This window comes from Marinomonas maritima, from assembly GCF_024435075.2.
Taxonomy (GTDB): Bacteria; Pseudomonadota; Gammaproteobacteria; order Pseudomonadales; family Marinomonadaceae; genus Marinomonas; species Marinomonas maritima.
Genome location: NZ_JAMZEG020000001.1, coordinates 365211 through 383392, shown reverse-complemented (window position 1 = coordinate 383392; position 18182 = coordinate 365211). Strand labels below are relative to the sequence as shown.

Annotated in this window: 21 protein-coding genes; 19 read left to right on the top strand and 2 right to left on the bottom strand. The window is 41.9% G+C overall.

All coding sequences use genetic code 11. From position 1 onward, the window contains the following. The first annotated feature begins 304 nt into the window (after positions 1-304). Both msrA and M3I01_RS01940 read left to right on the top strand, forming a co-directional pair. Complete coding sequence (gene msrA, locus M3I01_RS01945) at positions 305-931, top strand: peptide-methionine (S)-S-oxide reductase MsrA (RefSeq protein WP_255893884.1); 627 nt, start codon at positions 305-307, stop codon at positions 929-931. A gap of 279 nt (positions 932-1210) precedes the next feature. Continuing rightward, positions 1211-1780: a porin family protein gene (locus M3I01_RS01940; protein WP_255893883.1), complete on the top strand. Its 570-nt coding sequence runs from the start codon at positions 1211-1213 to the stop codon at positions 1778-1780. 59 nt (positions 1781-1839) lie between these two features. Here the strand turns inward: M3I01_RS01940 and M3I01_RS01935 are convergent, their stop codons facing one another. Together M3I01_RS01935 and M3I01_RS01930 are read right to left on the bottom strand one after the other, a co-directional pair. Then, positions 1840-2517: a 4'-phosphopantetheinyl transferase family protein gene (locus M3I01_RS01935; protein ID WP_255893882.1), complete on the bottom strand. Its 678-nt coding sequence runs from the start codon at positions 2515-2517 to the stop codon at positions 1840-1842. A gap of 187 nt (positions 2518-2704) precedes the next feature. Then, the gene (locus M3I01_RS01930) at positions 2705-3142 is read right to left on the bottom strand and encodes an excinuclease (RefSeq protein WP_255893881.1); all 438 of its coding nucleotides are present in this window, start codon (positions 3140-3142) and stop codon (positions 2705-2707) included. A 386-nt stretch (positions 3143-3528) separates the two neighbouring features. Here M3I01_RS01930 and M3I01_RS01925 point away from each other — a divergent pair, with 386 nt between their 5' ends. Genes M3I01_RS01925 through M3I01_RS01845 form a run of 17 tightly spaced genes read left to right on the top strand, consistent with a single transcriptional unit; the run spans position 3529 to position 18129 of the window. Then, positions 3529-4245, top strand: a complete 717-nt coding sequence (locus M3I01_RS01925; RefSeq protein ID WP_255893880.1) for a beta-ketoacyl synthase chain length factor — start codon at positions 3529-3531, stop codon at positions 4243-4245. 6 nt (positions 4246-4251) lie between these two features. After that, on the top strand, positions 4252-5019 hold the full coding sequence (locus M3I01_RS01920; protein WP_255893879.1) for a lysophospholipid acyltransferase family protein: 768 nt from the start codon (positions 4252-4254) through the stop codon (positions 5017-5019). Next, positions 5012-5275: a phosphopantetheine-binding protein gene (locus M3I01_RS01915; RefSeq protein ID WP_255893878.1), complete on the top strand. Its 264-nt coding sequence runs from the start codon at positions 5012-5014 to the stop codon at positions 5273-5275. The genes M3I01_RS01920 and M3I01_RS01915 overlap by 8 nt, the downstream gene beginning before the upstream one ends. Before the next feature lie 9 nt (positions 5276-5284). Beyond that, the gene (locus tag M3I01_RS01910) at positions 5285-5533 is read left to right on the top strand and encodes an acyl carrier protein (protein WP_255893877.1); all 249 of its coding nucleotides are present in this window, start codon (positions 5285-5287) and stop codon (positions 5531-5533) included. A gap of 12 nt (positions 5534-5545) precedes the next feature. Continuing rightward, positions 5546-6085: a COG4648 family protein gene (locus M3I01_RS01905; RefSeq protein ID WP_255893876.1), complete on the top strand. Its 540-nt coding sequence runs from the start codon at positions 5546-5548 to the stop codon at positions 6083-6085. Continuing rightward, on the top strand, positions 6082-7779 hold the full coding sequence (locus M3I01_RS01900; RefSeq protein WP_255893874.1) for an ApeI family dehydratase: 1698 nt from the start codon (positions 6082-6084) through the stop codon (positions 7777-7779). Before M3I01_RS01905 ends, M3I01_RS01900 begins: the two co-directional genes overlap by 4 nt. Next, positions 7757-8521 carry a glycosyltransferase family 2 protein gene (locus M3I01_RS01895; RefSeq protein ID WP_255893873.1) on the top strand — a complete coding sequence of 255 codons (765 nt, stop codon included), beginning with the start codon at positions 7757-7759 and terminating at the stop codon, positions 8519-8521. Before M3I01_RS01900 ends, M3I01_RS01895 begins: the two co-directional genes overlap by 23 nt. Beyond that, positions 8514-9476, top strand: coding sequence for an LpxL/LpxP family acyltransferase (locus M3I01_RS01890; protein ID WP_255893872.1), 963 nt, complete (start codon positions 8514-8516; stop codon positions 9474-9476). The genes M3I01_RS01895 and M3I01_RS01890 overlap by 8 nt, the downstream gene beginning before the upstream one ends. 30 nt (positions 9477-9506) lie before the next feature. After that, positions 9507-9914: an acyl-CoA thioesterase gene (locus M3I01_RS01885; protein WP_394358959.1), complete on the top strand. Its 408-nt coding sequence runs from the start codon at positions 9507-9509 to the stop codon at positions 9912-9914. Further along, positions 9911-10474 carry an outer membrane lipoprotein carrier protein LolA gene (locus M3I01_RS01880; RefSeq protein ID WP_255893871.1) on the top strand — a complete coding sequence of 188 codons (564 nt, stop codon included), beginning with the start codon at positions 9911-9913 and terminating at the stop codon, positions 10472-10474. The genes M3I01_RS01885 and M3I01_RS01880 overlap by 4 nt, the downstream gene beginning before the upstream one ends. Beyond that, entirely contained in the window at positions 10471-12789 is a 2319-nt protein-coding gene (locus M3I01_RS01875; RefSeq protein ID WP_275564888.1) for an MMPL family transporter, read from the top strand. Before M3I01_RS01880 ends, M3I01_RS01875 begins: the two co-directional genes overlap by 4 nt. Then, positions 12790-14019 (top strand): NAD(P)/FAD-dependent oxidoreductase, encoded by a 1230-nt coding sequence (locus M3I01_RS01870; RefSeq protein WP_255893869.1) that lies wholly within the window; start codon positions 12790-12792, stop codon positions 14017-14019. Continuing rightward, a complete protein-coding gene (locus M3I01_RS01865; protein WP_255893868.1) occupies positions 14007-14561 on the top strand; it encodes a DUF3261 domain-containing protein in 555 nt (184 codons plus the stop codon). Before M3I01_RS01870 ends, M3I01_RS01865 begins: the two co-directional genes overlap by 13 nt. Then, the gene (locus tag M3I01_RS01860; RefSeq protein ID WP_255893867.1) at positions 14558-15724 is read left to right on the top strand and encodes a beta-ketoacyl-[acyl-carrier-protein] synthase family protein; all 1167 of its coding nucleotides are present in this window, start codon (positions 14558-14560) and stop codon (positions 15722-15724) included. Before M3I01_RS01865 ends, M3I01_RS01860 begins: the two co-directional genes overlap by 4 nt. Further along, positions 15724-16182, top strand: a complete 459-nt coding sequence (locus M3I01_RS01855; protein WP_275564887.1) for an ApeP family dehydratase — start codon at positions 15724-15726, stop codon at positions 16180-16182. Before M3I01_RS01860 ends, M3I01_RS01855 begins: the two co-directional genes overlap by 1 nt. Continuing rightward, the gene (gene fabG, locus M3I01_RS01850; protein ID WP_255893865.1) at positions 16175-16900 is read left to right on the top strand and encodes a 3-oxoacyl-ACP reductase FabG; all 726 of its coding nucleotides are present in this window, start codon (positions 16175-16177) and stop codon (positions 16898-16900) included. Before M3I01_RS01855 ends, fabG begins: the two co-directional genes overlap by 8 nt. Further along, positions 16900-18129, top strand: coding sequence for a beta-ketoacyl-ACP synthase (locus M3I01_RS01845; RefSeq protein ID WP_255893864.1), 1230 nt, complete (start codon positions 16900-16902; stop codon positions 18127-18129). Before fabG ends, M3I01_RS01845 begins: the two co-directional genes overlap by 1 nt. Positions 18130-18182: the final 53 nt, after the last annotated feature.

The following is an 18182-nucleotide window of genomic DNA, read 5'->3' as shown; positions in this document are numbered from 1 at the left end:
CAAATTTTAGAAAACCTCCCTGATAGAATGGAAGTTTCATTGGCTGATACGCATACTATAGGATAATTCTATATTCGTTTAATTGATTATATAGATGTCTTTAATACACTTAGCATATATAGAGCCAAGTACCAATACACCACAATTAAATTGTGATTATGTCATCCAAATGTACAAAAAATACGTTAGTAAGTAGGAAGATCAAGTATCTCAGTAAGAAAATTACTATCTACAACGTCAAAGAACAAAATAGTGTTATTTATTTGCTATCAGACTTCTTTTTAATAATTAAAGGACACTTTATATGATGATTCGAAATTCACTCAGCAGCGCCTTAGGGTTACTGTTGCTTTCCGGCACGGCGACTTTTAGCAGTGTATCACTCGCGGCACCGCAAACAATGATCGTCGCGGGCGGTTGTTTTTGGTGTGTAGAGTCCGACTTTGAATTGGTTGATGGTGTGAGCGACGTTATCTCTGGTTACACTGGAGGCCAAACTAAGAACCCAACATACAAACAAGTATCGTCAGAAAAAACAGGCCACTTTGAAGCCGTTGAAATTCATTTTGATGATGATATTGTTTCGCTAAAAGCGTTGGCTGACTATTACTGGAAAACCATTGATCCAACCGATGCCAAAGGGCAATTTTGTGACAAGGGAACCCCTTACAAAACCGCGATGTTTTATCAGAACGATCAGCAAAAAGCGGTTTTTGAAGCGTCTCTCGAAAAAGTAGAAAAAACCAAACCCTTTAAAGCAGACATCGTCACCCAGATCCTTCCAGTATCTACCTTTTATCTTGCTGAGGAATACCACCAAAGCTATTACACGAAAAACCCTATCCGATATGCTTTCTATCGATCAAGCTGTGGCCGTGATAGCAAAATTGAAAGTTTATGGGGCGACATAGCAAGCCACCAATATCACTAAGCGCGGCTAAAAAGCGCCAACTAAGGTTGACTAAACAGCCTATTGGTTGGCGCTACTATTCTTTCCTATTTTTCTTACCTCTTCTCTTTTCGCTCCTTAACCTCTCTCAAATTCTGCCTAATAGAAGTATCAGGAAAACGCTTTTTACCTACAGTAAACGCATAGAAGGTGAAGCAAATTTGTAAAAGCCACCGAAAGCCTAGCCATTCTAAAATTCATATATCAAAGTAGAAACTCAACTCGCGACGTTCTCAAAAAGTAACTAAAAGGAGTTATACAATGAACAAATTTATTCCCGTAATCGCAGGCGGCATCGTTATAGCATCATTCAGTGCTGCAGTAAGCGCGGAAAGCATGGCTAAAAATGACAGCGGTCTTTATGTTGGGGGTAATTACGGTTACCTAAAAGTAGAAAGCGAAGATGACTTCGATGATAACAACGATGTAGTACAAGGTATTGTCGGTTACCGATTAAATTCTTTTCTTGCCCTTGAAGGTAGTTACATTGACTTTGGTAGCTATGGCAGCAGCGCAGCAAACGCCAAAACAACAGGCTACACCGCCGCATTAAAAGGCACGATACCGATTACTCAAACGGTTGAAATCTTTGCTAAGGCGGGGCAACTTTGGCACGAAACGGACTATGAGATAGCCACCGTAACAGGTAGCACTGATGACAAAAGCCTATTTGCAGGCGCCGGTGTAAACTTTAAGGTTACCGACAATCTTCTACTAAACGCCCAATACACTTGGTACGATGTTGACCTAGAAGCTGACAACGTTTCCTCTGATTCGAAATTCGAAACAGACTTCAATCAAGCCAGTGTCGGTGCTGAATACCGCTTCTAATCCACGCTATTCACCTGTCCGAAAAAGAGCTTATCCAGATGGGTAAGTTCTTTTTGTATTTACAAACTCGACGTTTGCCAACAATTAGATAAATCGACAGCCATAAGCTGAACTTGACGCTCTTCACCACGGTAAACAAGGGATAAATGATGGTTATCCATGTCACTTTGAAACACAGACCATTCCCCTCCTTTAAAGCAAAGAGACAGCTGAATAGATTTTAAAGACGTTTGCTTTTGTCTATCGCTGTCCAATGCCTTAAAAAAGGCCTCTTTTGTACACCAGACCTCATAGAAGTAATGCGTTTTTCGATCATCTCTCACTATTGTCTTTAGCGTTTCAAGCTCGTCATGATGCATAAAAAAATCACTTTTATGAATCAGATCTTTTCTATTCTTTTTATGCTCAATATCAATACCGACAGGATCTGTATGTAATACACAGCACACTAGACAGCCGCTGTGTGAAATCGAAACATAGCAATTATCTAGGCTATCCACTTTCGGAGCAGCAAACGGTTCTTCTAGAATAAGAGGAAGGCTCTGTAGGTTTTTCTCACTTTGTAAGGCGTGTATTAACAATGTTCGCCCTACTACAAATTCCCTTTTCTTCTTTTTGCTTTTTAGCCCCAACACTTTATTTTTTTGGGTATCTGGCAACCTGTCAAAAAGGTGTTGCTGCTGCTCATTCGACAAGGTCTCAGTATTGGCAAAAAAAACTCGTATGTCACGCTGCATAAAAATCCATATGATTTTTGAGATTATTTTTGCCTTTGCCACAAGACATATACTTAATAAACAACAGGGTAAAATATTTCATTGATAGAATTACTTCTAAAACGACAAAACCGCTTTCACGGTTTTTTATTTCAAAAAATAATGAAAGATGGAATCGTCATACACTAATCATTCTGTTTGTCATGGTTTACTCTAGCGTCACAACCTGACCAGTCAACGCAACGCCAGCCATAACCGCACCGGTGCCACATTGAAACGTTTCGGGACTGGAAGTTAGGTTGTTTTTATAATTCGATTTAATGTCCACCACAGCATTACCGCCTTCTTTTATCGCTCTCTCTTTAAGTGCAATCATTGCAGAAAGAAAAACCCAATTACAGGCATCTTTATCACTCTTAGCAAAAGCATTCGTTTTTTTATTGGTCTTAAACCCACCAAAATTCTTAAGCACGTTGCCATAAGACTGATCACCAAAATAAAAAGAGACATCCGTTCCTAACTTTGATTTAGCCACCTCTGAACTCATTATATTAGCAATTGAATAAGCCTCAACATCATCACGGGCAAAGCTGTAAGATGAACAGAGAACAAGCGCTGAAAGGGTTAAGATTGTAATTTTTTTCATAATAGTCATTTCCATTTAAATATTAATGTAGCCGAATGATAACGCTCAGTAAAATTGGCAGCAATATACATACAGATGTATCTTTAAGCCGACTAAGTCTAACGCGAAAACCATCAATTCGAAGGGTATTATCAGATTGCCATAGATGAATACCCTAAGCGACCTGAATACAAGATTCAGGCTATTCTCCATCATTTTTTTGATTATTTAAATTACCATCAAATATATCCGGCGTCATACGTTCCCATCTATGCCTATGTTTTTAATTGCACGACTCTTTAAATCTGTAAACCCTATGTAAATATAGGCAAAAAACCAGTATCCTTAGCTAAATTTTAGACACAGGATTGCTGTGTGTAACACAGTCAAATCAGGGATAATCATCAGTGTTAAGTTTTAAAATACGTGGTTGGAATGCCTATACTCCCAGCTTAGAGTCTGCAGACTCTTGGGGAAATTGGTTACAAAACAAATATATTTTACCCACTGATGCACCAAAGCCCGGATTAAAGAACATCCCTTTAATGCTCCGCAGACGCTTTACCACCATTGGTAAGTATTCAGTAGAAGCGGCGATGCCAATATTAGCGGAAAACGAACACATACCCTTGGTTTTCGCTTCTCGTCATGGTGATGTAGAATTAACGCTCTCTTTACTTCAATCTATTGCCAACAATGAACCACTTTCTCCCACTAGTTTTAGCCTAGCAGTGCATAATGCAATAAGCGGATTATTTTCAATTGCACGTAAAGATCGAAGTGAAGCAACGGCAATATCAGCATCAGAAAACCTTATTCCATTTGCCTTACTAGAAGCCGCGACTCAGTTACAAGACAATGAACATGTGTTGTGCATTATCTGTGAATCCCCGCTACCTGATTTATACAAACCATTTGCTTCTTCGCCCCCTTTTCCTTATGCCATTGCAATGGTGTTAAGTCGTGAAGAAGGAGACACCTTTCATTTGAAAAGCGCGCCTGCAATAGCTTCTGAACAAGGCCAAAACAATGAACTAGAAGAGCTAATGGCACTTCTTTTATCTCATCGCCACTGCGCACGCTTTCCCAGCACTCAGGATGTCGAGTGGACCATACAAAGGTAAGGTATTATGCTCGATATAATCAAATATTATTGGCGCTGGCTAGCAACGGCGTTTAGCTTCTTTATTTTTGGCGTTGGGGGCGTTTTGCTCCCTATTATTGCTTTGCCTATTCTATATTGTATTCCAGCGACATCATTGATTAGAGAAGAGAGAGCCCATGCTGTGATTCATCACACATTTCGTTTTTATATCGCAATGATGAAACGCTTGGGCGTCTTAAGTTATGACATTGAAGGGGAGTCCAAACTAAAGAACGCACAGCTTATTCTAGCAAATCACCCGTCACTGATTGACGTTGTGTTTTTGATTGCCTTAGTACCAAACGCAAACTGTGTCGTGAAAGGACGTTTAGCGAAAAATGTCTTCACTCGCGGCTCAATACGAACGGCAGGATACATTATTAATGATAACAATGAGCATGTCATTGAAATGGCCGCAGAGGCTTTTGTAAAAGGTCATGCGTTAATTGTTTTTCCTGAAGGCACACGATCTACACCAGGACAAAAACTAACACTGAAACGCGGTGCCGCGAACATTGCTATTCGTGCAAAAGCAGAAATAACGACGGTTTTGATTGAGTGCAAACCAACCACTCTCACCAAGAGTGATCGTTGGTATAAAATCCCAAAAACGAAAGCGCATTTCAAAATCCAAGTAAAAGATAAAATTGATGTACGCTCTTACTTAGCGGAAAGTCCACCTTCTGTTGCTGCAAGAAAGCTAACCGCCGATTTAACAGACTATTTTAATACGGAGTTACTATTGAATGACTGATTTAAAATTAGACATAAAGAATATGATCATTGATGCGCTCGAACTAGAAGATATTAGCCCCGATGAAATTATAGATTCAGACCCTCTTTTTGTAGATGGCCTTGGCCTAGATTCAATTGATGCACTTGAAATTGGTTTAGCTTTACAAAAAAAATATGGCATTAAGCTAAAGGCTGATTCGAAAGAAACACACGAACACTTCGCTAGTGTGAATGCATTAGCCGCCTTGGTTGAGTCCTATCAAGAAAAAAATTAAGAGAAGATTATGAGTAGTATTAATCAAGACGTGTTTGACAAAGTATCGGGTGTTTTACAGGATTTGTTCGAGTTATCTGCTGATAGCATCCACCCTTCTTCAAATTTATATCAAGACCTTGATATTGATAGTATCGATGCCGTTGATTTGGTCGTCGAGCTAAAAAAAATGACGGGGAAAAAGATCAATCCTGAAGATTTTAAATCCGTTCGAACCGTTGAAGATGTGGTTATCGCCGTAGAAAAACTGTTTGTATAAGGCCTTCAAAAAGTGCGCCTCAAAATTATTTTAGTGATAGTCACCCTTGCTTATCCTTTCTTTGTCTATTTTGGGTTAACGCACTTTGATTCGACTCTGGTCATGTTTTTCGTCATTGCACTTTTGATGATAAGAGGTTTCACCGAGACACAAAAAAACACACGTAGTGTCATTTTTACATCGGCTTTTGGTGTATTAGTCGTGGCGTATTTTTGGGGCGACCAACAAGGGTTAAAATTGTACCCGGTACTGGTGAATGCCTCTATGCTACTGCTTTTCGTCTCTAGCCTTTATGCGAAACAATCGATCATTGAACGAATGGCAAGACTTAAAGAGCCCAACTTACCAGAAACTGGCGTTCGATATACGAGGAAAGTGACCATTGTTTGGTGTGTTTTTTTTACATTAAACGGCCTTGTTGCCTTGTTCACTGCATTCTGGACATCTAATGAAACCTGGTTATTTTACAATGGCTTTTTGGCTTATGTACTGATTGGTTTATTGGTTGTTATAGAATGGATTGTACGATACAGAGTTAAGCATACAGTATGAAAACATTAACGCTTTTATCTCGATGGCTGTTGGATGTTACTGATGAGCAACCAATAGCAATGATGGATGACGTCATCGTAACTAAGGCACAAGTGTCTAAAAAAGTAGCGATGTGGCAAGCCGTTTTGCCTTTATCACCAGGACAGAAATGGGCCGTGTACCATAGTGATGCGATTGAGTTTTTTACTCTTCTACTCGCCTTGTGGCAATCAAACTGTACTGCTTGCATTCCAGGTGATAATTGTACGGCAACGGTCGAACGCTTAAAAAACTCTGTGGTCGGCTTTCTGGGTGAGTTTGAAAACGCTTACCCTTCGGAGCAAAACAATAGTCAGCTGACTAGAAAAGCAGGTCCTTGGATAGAAATTGAACGCCGCTTTCCCGCAATAGAAGTTTACACTTCTGGCTCGACTGGAGAGCCAAAGCCGATCACAAAAACCATGGCTCAAATTGATGATGAACTGTGTTGCATTGAGGAATTGTGGCCACTTTCTGACACGTCCATCGTTTTGTCGACGGTTACTCACCAACACCTGTTTGGCTTAACCTTTCGCTTATTTTGGTCATTAGCAAAAGGTCGACTTTTACTTAGCAAACACAGTTCCTTCTCTGAAGAGATTTATCATCTTGCCTCACAATGTAATCAATTTATTCTGATATCAACCCCCGCCCATTTAAAGCGCTTAAATCATCAGCTTGACTGGTCCATGTTGCAGGGTAAGTGTGAAGCCGCCATTTCTTCTGCTGCACCGTTGCAATACGAAGACAGTCTGTATGCCGCTAAATTGCTTTACACTCCGATATTTGAAATATATGGCAGCTCAGAAACCGGTGCGGTAGCGTGGCGAAATCAATCTAAAATAGAGTCAGATTACTGGACCTTATTACCCCACATGTCTTTAAACGAGACAGAAAAAGGCTTTATTGTAAACGGACCTCATGTATCGTCAGAACACCAGACTCTTTCAGATAATATAGAACAACTGACATCTGATTGCTTTCGCTTACAGGGTCGAACAGACCGCATCGTCAAAGTAGAAGGGAAACGTTTATCTCTCTCTAAAATGGAAAAGTGTTTAGAACAAAGTGATTGGGTTATCATAGCAAGAGCTTTGGTTGTCACTAAAAAACGGGAAGAAGTGGCCATTGTCGCAGAGCTTAGTGACAAAGGAAGAGCGTTAGTCCAACAACATTCACAGAAATGGTTAATTGCGCGGCTCAAACAGAGCCTAAAAGCGTCTTTTGAACTTGTGTTGATTCCCAGAAGATGGCGCTTTGTCAACACACTTCCCTACAACCAACAAGGCAAGCTTCCGATGGAATCATTACAGGCATTATTTGACAATAACGAGGTGAAGTGGCCACAAGTACTAGACCGCACTCATACAAGCGAGAATACTTACCGGCTTAACTTTTATATTCCTAAAGAACTCATCTATTTTGATGGACACTTTGAGAACAACCCTATTTTACCCGGCATTGCTCAAACACATTGGGCTCAGCATTATGGCAAAGAAGTGTTTGCTTTCAAGGGTCGTTTTAGTCGCTTAGAGGCCGTAAAGTTTCAGAGTGTTATCTTCCCGGATTCTAACGTGACATTAACATTGGAGTTCCACCCAATTAAAGGGAAGCTAGCCTTTCAATATATATCAGAAAAAGGAGTTCATTCTAGTGGAAGAATCTGCTTTGAATAATCCGTTCAAACCGGCAATCGTCATTCCGGTGTACAACCACGAAGACGCTATTGAAAACACGCTAAAACAAGTGCTTGAATATGGCTATCCAGCCGTTTTAGTTGATGATGGTAGCGGCGCTAAATGTCGACAAGTGTTAGAAAAATTGACTGAAAAGTACCGTGGTCAGATTTACCTAGTCCAGCTCGATACCAATAGTGGTAAAGGGGGCGCCGTGAAGGCCGGTATGCGTTTTTTACTGGAACAAGGCTTTAGTCATGCTCTACAAGTGGACGCTGACGGGCAACATAACATCAGCGACTTACCTATTTTTATGCAGGCCGCTGAAAAAGAGCCAGAAAGCCTAATTTGCGGATGCCCTATTTATGATCACAGCGTCCCAAAACACCGCTATTACTGTCGTTATTTAAGTCATGTGTGGGTATGGATAAACACGCTGTCTTTCTCTATTAAAGATTCGATGTGTGGCTTTCGAGTTTACCCCTTGGTTAAGACCTGCGAGTTAATTGATCGCGCCTCTTGTGGGAACCGTATGTCATTCGATACCGAAGTTGTCGTACGCTGGGTCTGGTCTGGCCATAAAATAAAGAACATGCCGACTAAGGTGGTATACCCAGAAGACGGGGTTTCTCACTTTAACGCCATAAAAGACAATGTTTTGATCGTTTGGATGCACACACGTTTATTTTTTGGCATGCTTTTGCGTTCACCTGCTTTGTTATGGAATAAACTCAATGGATAACCAGCCTAAGCATTGGTCTACAATCACTGAAACAGGAACGGTTGTCGGCATGCGTATCCTATTGATGTGCTACCGACTATTTGGTCACAAAGGCTTTCGCCTACTTCTTGCGCCCGTCATTCTGTATTTTTATTTTAGAAAACACGCTACCCGAGCGGCCTCCAAAGAATACCTACAAAAGATCACCCCTTTTTTACCCGAACATAAGCGCAAAAAACTCACACCTTTTCGCCACTTTTGGATGTTTGGTGAAGTGTTATTGGATAAATTTTTGGTCTGGATGGGGAGAATCAAACCCCAAGACGTGGTTTTTGAAACCCCAGATACTTTTCAAAAAATCGAAGCGTCAAAGCTTGGTGGCATCATTGTTGTATCGCACCTTGGTAATACTGAAATTTGCAGTGCCCTTGCGCACCAATTACCCGATATTAAAGTCACTATGTTGGTCTATACCCAGCACGCAAAAAAATTCAACAAGATGTTACAACGCACCAACGCCAATGCCGCCATTAACCTAATTCAAGTAACGGATATGTCTCCTGCAACCGCCATGATTCTTTCTGAGCGCGTTGCCGCGGGAGAGTTTATTGTTATCGCAGGAGATCGAACACCGGTTAATAATGGGGGGCGCGTTTCTATTGTAGACTTTCTTGGGGCTCAAGCCGCGTTACCGCAAGGCGCGTTTATATTAGCGAGTTTGTTACGTTGCCCCGTGTATTTGATGTTCTGTTTAAAGCAGGACTCTGCTTATCATATTTATATGGAAACCTTTTCGGATAAACTCTCTTTTGCTCGTAAAGAACGAGAACAAAAACTAGAAGAAGCCGTGACCCTTTACGCTAAACGCTTAGAATATTATTGCCAGTTAGCCCCTTTACAATGGTTTAATTTTTTCCCCTTTTGGCATGTGGAATCAAAAAACCAACAGACGTTAATAAACAACCGTGACACATAATTTTGTCTTCAATGACGGCAGGATAAAGTAATGATAGACGTTGAAATAGAATTAGAAATACCATTTCACGATGTAGATGCTATTCGAGTAGCTTGGCATGGCCATTATGCCAAATACATGGAAATAGCCCGTTGTAAACTAATGGATAAAGTCAATTACAGTATTGTTGAAATGGAAGAAAGCGGCTACGTTTGGCCAGTCATAGATATGCGCATTCGTTACGCTCATCCATTAATATTTGGACAAAAATTCAAAGTTCGAGCAACATTAACCGAATGGGAAAACAGACTCAAAGTGGACTATGTCTTTTTTGATGCCCAAACTAATAAGCGCTTAACAAAAGCCTATACCATACAAGTGGCGGTTGAAAAGACATCCGGTGAAATGCAATATGCTTCTCCTCCCATTCTCCTTCAAAAACTAGGCGTCTCTACATGAGAAAAATCTTCCTCGGTATTATTTTTTCTATACTAAGCATTTCAGTATTTGCCAATAATTTGGATGACTTGAAAGCGCTAACAACAACCCCTGAAAAACTATCAGGGGTGTTTTCACAAAGTAAATATTTAGCGCAATTAGAAACCTCAATAAACTCTTCTGGGTCGTTCAACTATATACGCGATAAAAAAATTGTCTGGCATACCCTAACACCAATCAATAGCACTTTAGAGCTCACGCCAAAGACGATGTTGAGTTATCAAGATGGTGTACAGGTTAACAAACTTGATTCGGATACCAATCCGGTTGTCGCGGTATTTAGTGACATTTTTTTTGGCGTTATGACCGCTCAGTGGCAAATATTAGAAGCGTATTTTTCTGTTAGCGCAGAGGTTTCTGATGGTCAGTGGAAAGCAACACTTGTACCCGTAGATGAGAGTATCGGCGGATTTATTAATAAGGTAACGCTGGAAGGTGATAAGTACTTACAACAAATTACTCTGTATGAAGCAGAAGGGAATATCACTCACATTAAGTTTGATAAATTGCAGAAAAAATGAAACGTTTTTTAAAAATAAGTGCTCTCGTTTGGGCCATTATCATTTTTGTGATTTGTATTTTCGCCGCATTAAAGCAAACGGCCGTTGATACCAGTATCATGGCTTTATTGCCAAAATACGACCAAAAGCCTTTGCTCAACGAGCTGCAAGAGCAACAAACAGCTGAGTATGCCAACCATGTGTTTATTATGGTGTCAGCAGATAATAAACAAAGTGCTCGGTCTGCCGTTAACACCATTTCATCAGAATTAAACGTGCTTGCTGGCATCGCCAACCTCACCCAATCAGTTGACTCTTCTAGTACACAAATGGACGCTCTGTATCCATTTCGTTTTGCGCTATTAAGCGATTCTGTCGCTAAAAAACTGCAGATAAAAGATTACGATGGTCCATTTCAGTCAGCATTAAATGCGCTATTTTCGCCTATTGGGGCCGGAAAAGCAGACCCAATAAAAGATCCGTTTTTTTTGTATTCCGATATGTTGTTGGAGCAAAAAATAAACATTCAGGTAAAAGTAGAAGACACCCTGTTACGCTTAACCAATGTCGAAAAGCCGAGTTACCTTTTAGTATTAGAATTGCATAAAAACCCTTTCGACTTACCCACACAAGACCGCGTGATGCCGGTGCTGAAGAAGATCCAGCAACAAATGGACGAACAAGGTATCCGTGTTTCCTATTCCGGTTTATTACTGCACGCAGCGAAAGGAGCGGAGCAAGCTAAATTCGAAATTTCAACCATTGGGCTAGGCTCCCTTCTGGGTGTCATTTTAATCATTTTATTGGTTTTTCGTCGTATTATTCCATTATTTCAAGTGTTACTTCCCGTCATGGTTGGCTGTCTGGTTGCGGTAGCGGTTACCTGTTTATGGTTTGATCGAATACATTTAATCACCATCGCCTTTGGTGCAGGGTTAGTTGGCGTGGCTGTTGATTATTCTATGCATTTTGTCTGCGAAAGTTACCTTTATACGGGCGTCGCTGTCGTACGTAAACTCTTTTCGGGGTTGTTATTAGGATTGATTTCCAGTGTATTGGCTTATGGTGGTTTAGCGTTAACGCCCTTCCCAGGCTTACAGCAAATAGCGGTCTTTTCAGCAACCGGCTTGATTGCCGCGTGGTTAACGGTCTTACTGTTTTTACCGTTAATTACCACAAAGAACGCGTCGAAAAACAAGCAACGTCCACTGCCTGCCGCTCTCATATTGAATCGCTGTAAAGACGCTTTTCCAACATTAGATATGTACCCTAAAATGGCGAGCGTATTGGTCATTACGGTAGGTTTTATTTCTGTCGGTTTGTTTTTTTTGGCAACGCCACAAGACAGCGTGCGATTGCTACAAACTTCACCGCCCGCTTTATTAGAAGAAGATCAAAGAGTACAACAAGCATTAGGCAATAGTGTCAACTCTGCTTTTTTAGTCGTGTCTGGAAGTAGCCTTGAAGCGATGTTAGAAAATGAAGAACGATTTCGGCGACAATTGGATTCGTTGGTGAATGACGGCACGTTAGCCGATTATCAGGCCATCAGTCAGTCATTGCCATCGTTGCAACGCCAACAACAAAACATTGCCTTAGTGACGCAATTGTACCAAGCCAAGCTTGATGCTTATGCTCATGCCATAGGGCTATCAGATTCACAAAAGACATTGGCTTATCAGAGTTTACAAGAAAATCAGCAAACCTTATCCCCTGAAACATGGTCAACGCTAGCGATAAGTGCGCAATGGCAAGATGCATTGGAACCGCGATCAACGGGTGAATACGCCTCAGTCATTAGGTTACAAGGACATTTGTCGGAGGCGACCATTCGTCAATTACAAGCAGACGCCGCCGCTGATAATAATATTAACTATGTTGACCAAGTCGCTGACATTAGCGCGACCTTGGCTCAATATCGCACTAAGGTTGCAGAGTGGTTGTTCATTGCTTATGGCATCATAACGGTACTGTTATTTTTCCGCTATCGACTTGATATATGGAGAGTCATGTTGCCGCCTATTACAGGCTCGATTATTGCTTTGTCATGCGCGGTATTGATTAACGGTGGGTACAATATTTTTAACCTAGTTGCCCTGATGTTAGTGTTTGGAATCGGACTTGATATGGGCATTTTTTTACAAGAGTCTCGGGGCGGTATACACACTTGGTTAGCGGTGTCGCTATCAACACTCACCAGCCTACTCGCTTTTGGCCTATTGGCGCTGAGCCAAACGCCCGTTCTATATCATTTTGGTATCATCGTTTTACCCGGGCTATTAGTAATTTGGCTGTTATCCCCCTTAATGCAAACCAGTCAATTGGAGACACAATAAATGGAAAAACCACGATGTTGTTATGATGTGGTAGTGATTGGAGCTGGCCCATCCGGTGCGGTCGCCTCATCAATATTATCGGAAAAGGGCTATCGCGTATTAGTGTTAGAAAAACAACATTTCCCTCGCTTTTCAATTGGCGAAAGCCTATTGCCTCAATGCATGGAGATTCTAGAATCTGCGGGAATGCTTCAAGCCGTGGTTGAAGCAGGATTCCAGTATAAAAATGGAGCCGCTTTTTCAGCGAATGAGGATGACAGCTTTTTTGATTTCAGAGATAAATTTTCGCCAGGCTGGGGCACGACCTATCAAGTTCAACGCGCCCAGTTTGACAAAGTGCTGGCGGACTGTGCAGCAGAAAAAGGCGCGGAAATACGTTATGGACATGACGTAATCTCTTACAAAGACGTTGGTGATCAGGTTCAACTCGACGTTATTTCTGAAGACGATGCTTATCAGGTAGAAGCCAAATTTATATTGGATGCCAGTGGCTTCGGCCGCGTTTTACCCAGACTCCTAGGGTTAGAAAAAGAGTCTACTCTATCCCCCCGCGTTTCCCTCTTTACGCATATTGAAGATCGTATCAACCATTTAGAATACGATCGTGATAAAATATTGATTTCTGTCTGCCCTGAAAACAATAAAATTTGGTATTGGTTAATACCTTTTAGCGATGGAAGGGCATCCGTTGGCGTCATCTTACCCAGAGACGTTTACGAACAAAATCAAACAAGTAATCACGATTTATTACGTCAGTACATTGCAAAAACAACGGCCATGAATACGTTTCTTAGCAATGCAAAGTTTGACACCGATGTGAGAAAAATGGACGGTTATTCCTGCGATGTAACCCGTTTGTATGGTGATAAATTTGCTTTACTAGGCAATGCCGGAGAATTCCTTGACCCTGTTTTTTCTTCTGGCGTGACCATCGCGCTGAAATCAGCCGACTTAGCGACACACGTGTTAGATAAACAATTAAAAGGTCTCCCCGTAGATTGGGATACTGAATACGCTCAACCATTAAAACAAGGCGTGGATACCTTTAGAGCATTCGTAGACGGGTGGTACGACGGTACTTTGCAGGATGTTATTTTCGCTGAGAATAAGTCGATTCAAATCAAAAAAATGATCAGCTCAGTATTAGCAGGTTATGCTTGGGACAAAAAGAACCCTTACGTAAAAGACCCTAGCCGACTGAAGGTACTCGCCGAATTATGCCGAGCTTAATTAGAACTCTTTTGTTATTGAGCGTAGTCGTTTTGGCTGGCTGTAGTGTATTTCGCACGGTTGAAAAACCTATTGACGGTTTAATGTTACTTCCTCCCGTTAAGGGAACGGACACACAAGTACTAAAACAAAAAGTAACGTTGAAAAAATACACGCAAACCAAGCAATTTCTTGCCGTCACACGCTTTTCAGCAGAAGAAACAAAGCTTGTTGCTCTATTGCCCACAGGGCAAATTTTTCTTTACTTAATTCATGATAAAAATGGTTTTGAAGAAAGAAACGAAACTGGGATAGCCTTGCCCAGCAAAGACATTCTCGCCATGATTCAATTTACTTTTTGGCCAGAATCAGCCATTAAACTAGGCTATCCAGAGTCACAAGGATGGCAAATGGCAATAACACCAAAAAAGCGAGATTTGTATTACAAAAAAACCTTGTTATTGGAAGTGAAAATAGAAGGTGAAAACGTGTCCATCACTCACCATGGCGACAATTATAATGTAGATATTCATACATTCGACCAAGAGGTGTTACCACTTTGACTCGTTGTTTTTTAAACTCAATGTCGATGATCAGCGCACTAGGTACTGATACCAATGACGTAAGAGATCGCCTGCTCAGTGGTCATCCTCAACTGACGTTTTCTCAAGAATATCACCCTGCAGGAAACCCTCTTCCCTTAGCCTTAGTACAAGGTGCGTTGGCACTCATTCCCCTTGATGACCAAAAGTGGCATAGCCGGAATAATCAATTGGTTTGGACGGCAGCACAATCAATACTGACAGATATCCAATCCTTAATATCGAAGTTTGGAAAGGAGCGAATTGGTGTTGTCATCGGAACTTCGACTTCTGGCATTAGTGATAACGAACAAGACATGTATATAAATGCTCAGTCAGGTGCATTGCCTGAGTCTTATCATTACGGCAAGCAGGAAATGGGCGCAACCGCCTCATTTTTGGGCGCCGCTCTTGGTATATGCGGCCCTGTTTTTGGCGTCTCTACCGCCTGTTCTTCTGGTGCAAAAGCACTAGCTTCTGCCCGTCGACTTATTCGTTCCGGTGTTTGCGATGCCGTTATTGCTGGCGGTGTTGATACGCTATGCAAACTGACCGTACAGGGTTTTTCATCTTTGGAAGCCATAAGCGAGGAACAATGCAATCCCTTCAGCGTAAACCGAAAAGGGATTAATATCGGTGAAGCAGCTGCCTTGTTTATTGTTTCTAAAGACAAAAGTGATATTGAATTAGTGGGCGTTGGAGAAAGTTCAGATGCGCATCATATTTCAGCGCCAGACCCATCAGGACAAGGCGCAGTTCGCTGTATGACGGCGGCGTTGAAAGACGCCAATATCACCCCAGATAAAATACATTATTTAAATCTCCACGGCACAGCAACGCAACTGAATGATCAAATGGAAGCAAAAGCGGTCGCAGAAGTTTTTGGTAATAATACGCCTTGCAGTTCAACCAAGCCTTTTACAGGTCATACCTTAGGTGCCGCTGGCGCACTCGAAGCCGCTATTTGCTGGCTCGCTCTAAAAGAGGGATTCATTCCTAAACACCTTTGGGATGGTTATCACGACGATAGTTTACCTAAAATTGGTTTGAGTAAAGGTGAGCAAAATTGCACCTTACAGTACGCGTTAAGTAACTCTTTTGCCTTTGGTGGAAATAACATTTCGCTTATTTTGAGGAAAGTATAATGCCATCGGATTACAGCGTCGCAGAATTGGTCCCTCACTCTGGCAAAATGAGCCTCTTAACCAAGATACTAGATTATGGCGATGATTGGTTGTCTGCTGACGTTGAGATTAAAACGGATTCCATGTTTTCTGATGAGCACGGTGTACCCGCTTGGGTGGGTTTAGAGTATTTGGCACAAGCCATCGCCGCGTATGCGGGTTTGCAAGAACGCCTTCATGGTGGTGCTCCGAAGCTCGGCTTTCTACTGGGAACGAGAAAATACATTTGCACCAAAGAATACTTTTCTATTGGTTCAATATTAACGATTACCGTCAGTAAAAACCTACAAGCTGAAAATGGATTAAGCGCTTTTGATTGCATACTGAACAGCACAGATGATTGTGATGCGTCAGCGCGATTAAATGTATTTCAGCCAGAAAATGCTGATGAATTTTTAAAGGATGCACAGCGTGAATAAAACAATATTAATTACTGGGTCAAGCCGAGGAATTGGCAAAGCCATTGCCCTTCGATTAGCGAAAGATGGCTACGATATCGTTCTGCATTGCCGCTCTAGAATGGAAGAAGCAGAAGCCGTTGCAGAACAAGTCAGAGCATTCGGAAAGGAGGTTCGCATCTTACAATTTGATTTAACCGATAGAGTGCAAGCCTGTACCATTTTAGAACAAGATATGGAGGATTTTGGCGCTTACTTTGGCGTGGTTTGCAACGCAGGCATCGCTCGTGATAACGCGTTTCCAGCCATGCCTGGGGAAGAGTGGGATGAAGTACTAAGAACCAACCTTGATGGTTTTTATAATGTTCTTCACCCTGTCATTATGCCGATGATTCGCCGCCGAAAACCAGGCCGTATCGTCACCATGTCATCCGTTTCTGGTGTCATGGGGAATCGTGGACAAGTGAACTACAGTGCCGCTAAAGCAGGTATTATTGGTGCAACAAAAGCGCTATCGATAGAATTAGCAAAGCGCAAAATCACGGTGAATTGCGTGGCTCCCGGCATTATCGAAACAGACATGACTGAACACTTACCTTTAGAAGAAGCACTAAAAATGGTGCCCATGCAACGCGCTGGTAGTACCAGTGAAGTTGCGGGAACCGTTAGCTTTTTAATGTCTGAAGACGCTGGCTACATAACGCGTCAGGTAATTTCTGTCAATGGGGGTATGTTTTAATGAAACGAGTCGTCGTCACTGGAATAGCGGGCTTCTCCCCTATCGGCAATGATTGGGATACCATCTATCGTCATTTAAAAAGCTATAAAACCGGCATCAAACGCATGGATGACTGGGATAAATACGATGGGTTAAATACACGCCTAGCGGCGCCTGTTACCGACTTTACTTTGCCAAAGCATTACTCACGTAAAACCTTACGCAGTATGGGACGGGTTGCTCAGTTTGCCGTCTGTAGTACCGAACGAGCGTTAGAAGACGCAGGGTTGCTGAATTCCCCTTTGCTTAGCAGTGGTCAAATGGGGGTGGCTTACGGCTCTTCCGCAGGAGACTCTATCTCCTACATTGATTTTGGCAATATGCTAACCAAAAATTCAACCGATGGCTTAAACGCGAATTCTTATATCAAAATGATGGCCCATACCGCTCCCGTTAATATTGGTGTTTTCTTTGGTCTACAGGGTCGAGTTTTCACCACCTCTAGCGCTTGTACTTCCGGCAGCCAAGGCATTGGTTATGCCTATGAAGCGATCAAATATGGAATGCAAACGGCCATGGTGGCCGGTGGTAGTGAAGGCTTGTGCGCCACCGAGTCTGCGGTTTTCGATACCCTCTTTGCGACAAGTGTCAAAAACGACACCCCTCATTTAAGCCCAAGTCCTTTTGATAAAAACCGCGACGGTTTGGTCATCGGTGAAGGGGGTTGCTCCTTAATACTTGAAGAACTAGAGCATGCTAAAACCAGAGGGGCTAAAATCTACGCGGAGATCGTTGGGTTTGGTACTAATTCCGATGGAACCCATGTCACTCAACCCAATGCTGACACCATGCAAGAAGCCATTCGCTTGTCTTTGACCGATGCAAAAATAGAAGCGGCAGATATTGGTTATATTAATGCCCATGGCACCGCCACGGATCGCGGAGATATTGCCGAAAGTCATGCCACAGCAAAAATCATGGGCAATAAAGCCCCGATTAGCTCATTGAAAAGTTATACCGGACATACATTAGGAGCGTGCGGCGCATTAGAGGCTTGGTGTTCCATCGAAATGATGAGAAATAATTGGTTTTGTCCTACCGTAAACCTAACCACCATTGACCCACAGTGCGGTGATTTAGATTACATAATGGCGGAAGGCCGTGAGATAGAAACAGATTATGTGATGAGTAATAACTTTGCCTTTGGTGGCATCAATACGTCCTTGATCTTCAAACGCTACCAGTACTAAAGCCTAAAAAAGTAAGGTAATGGAATCCCTTTGCCTTACTTTTTTAACGTCAT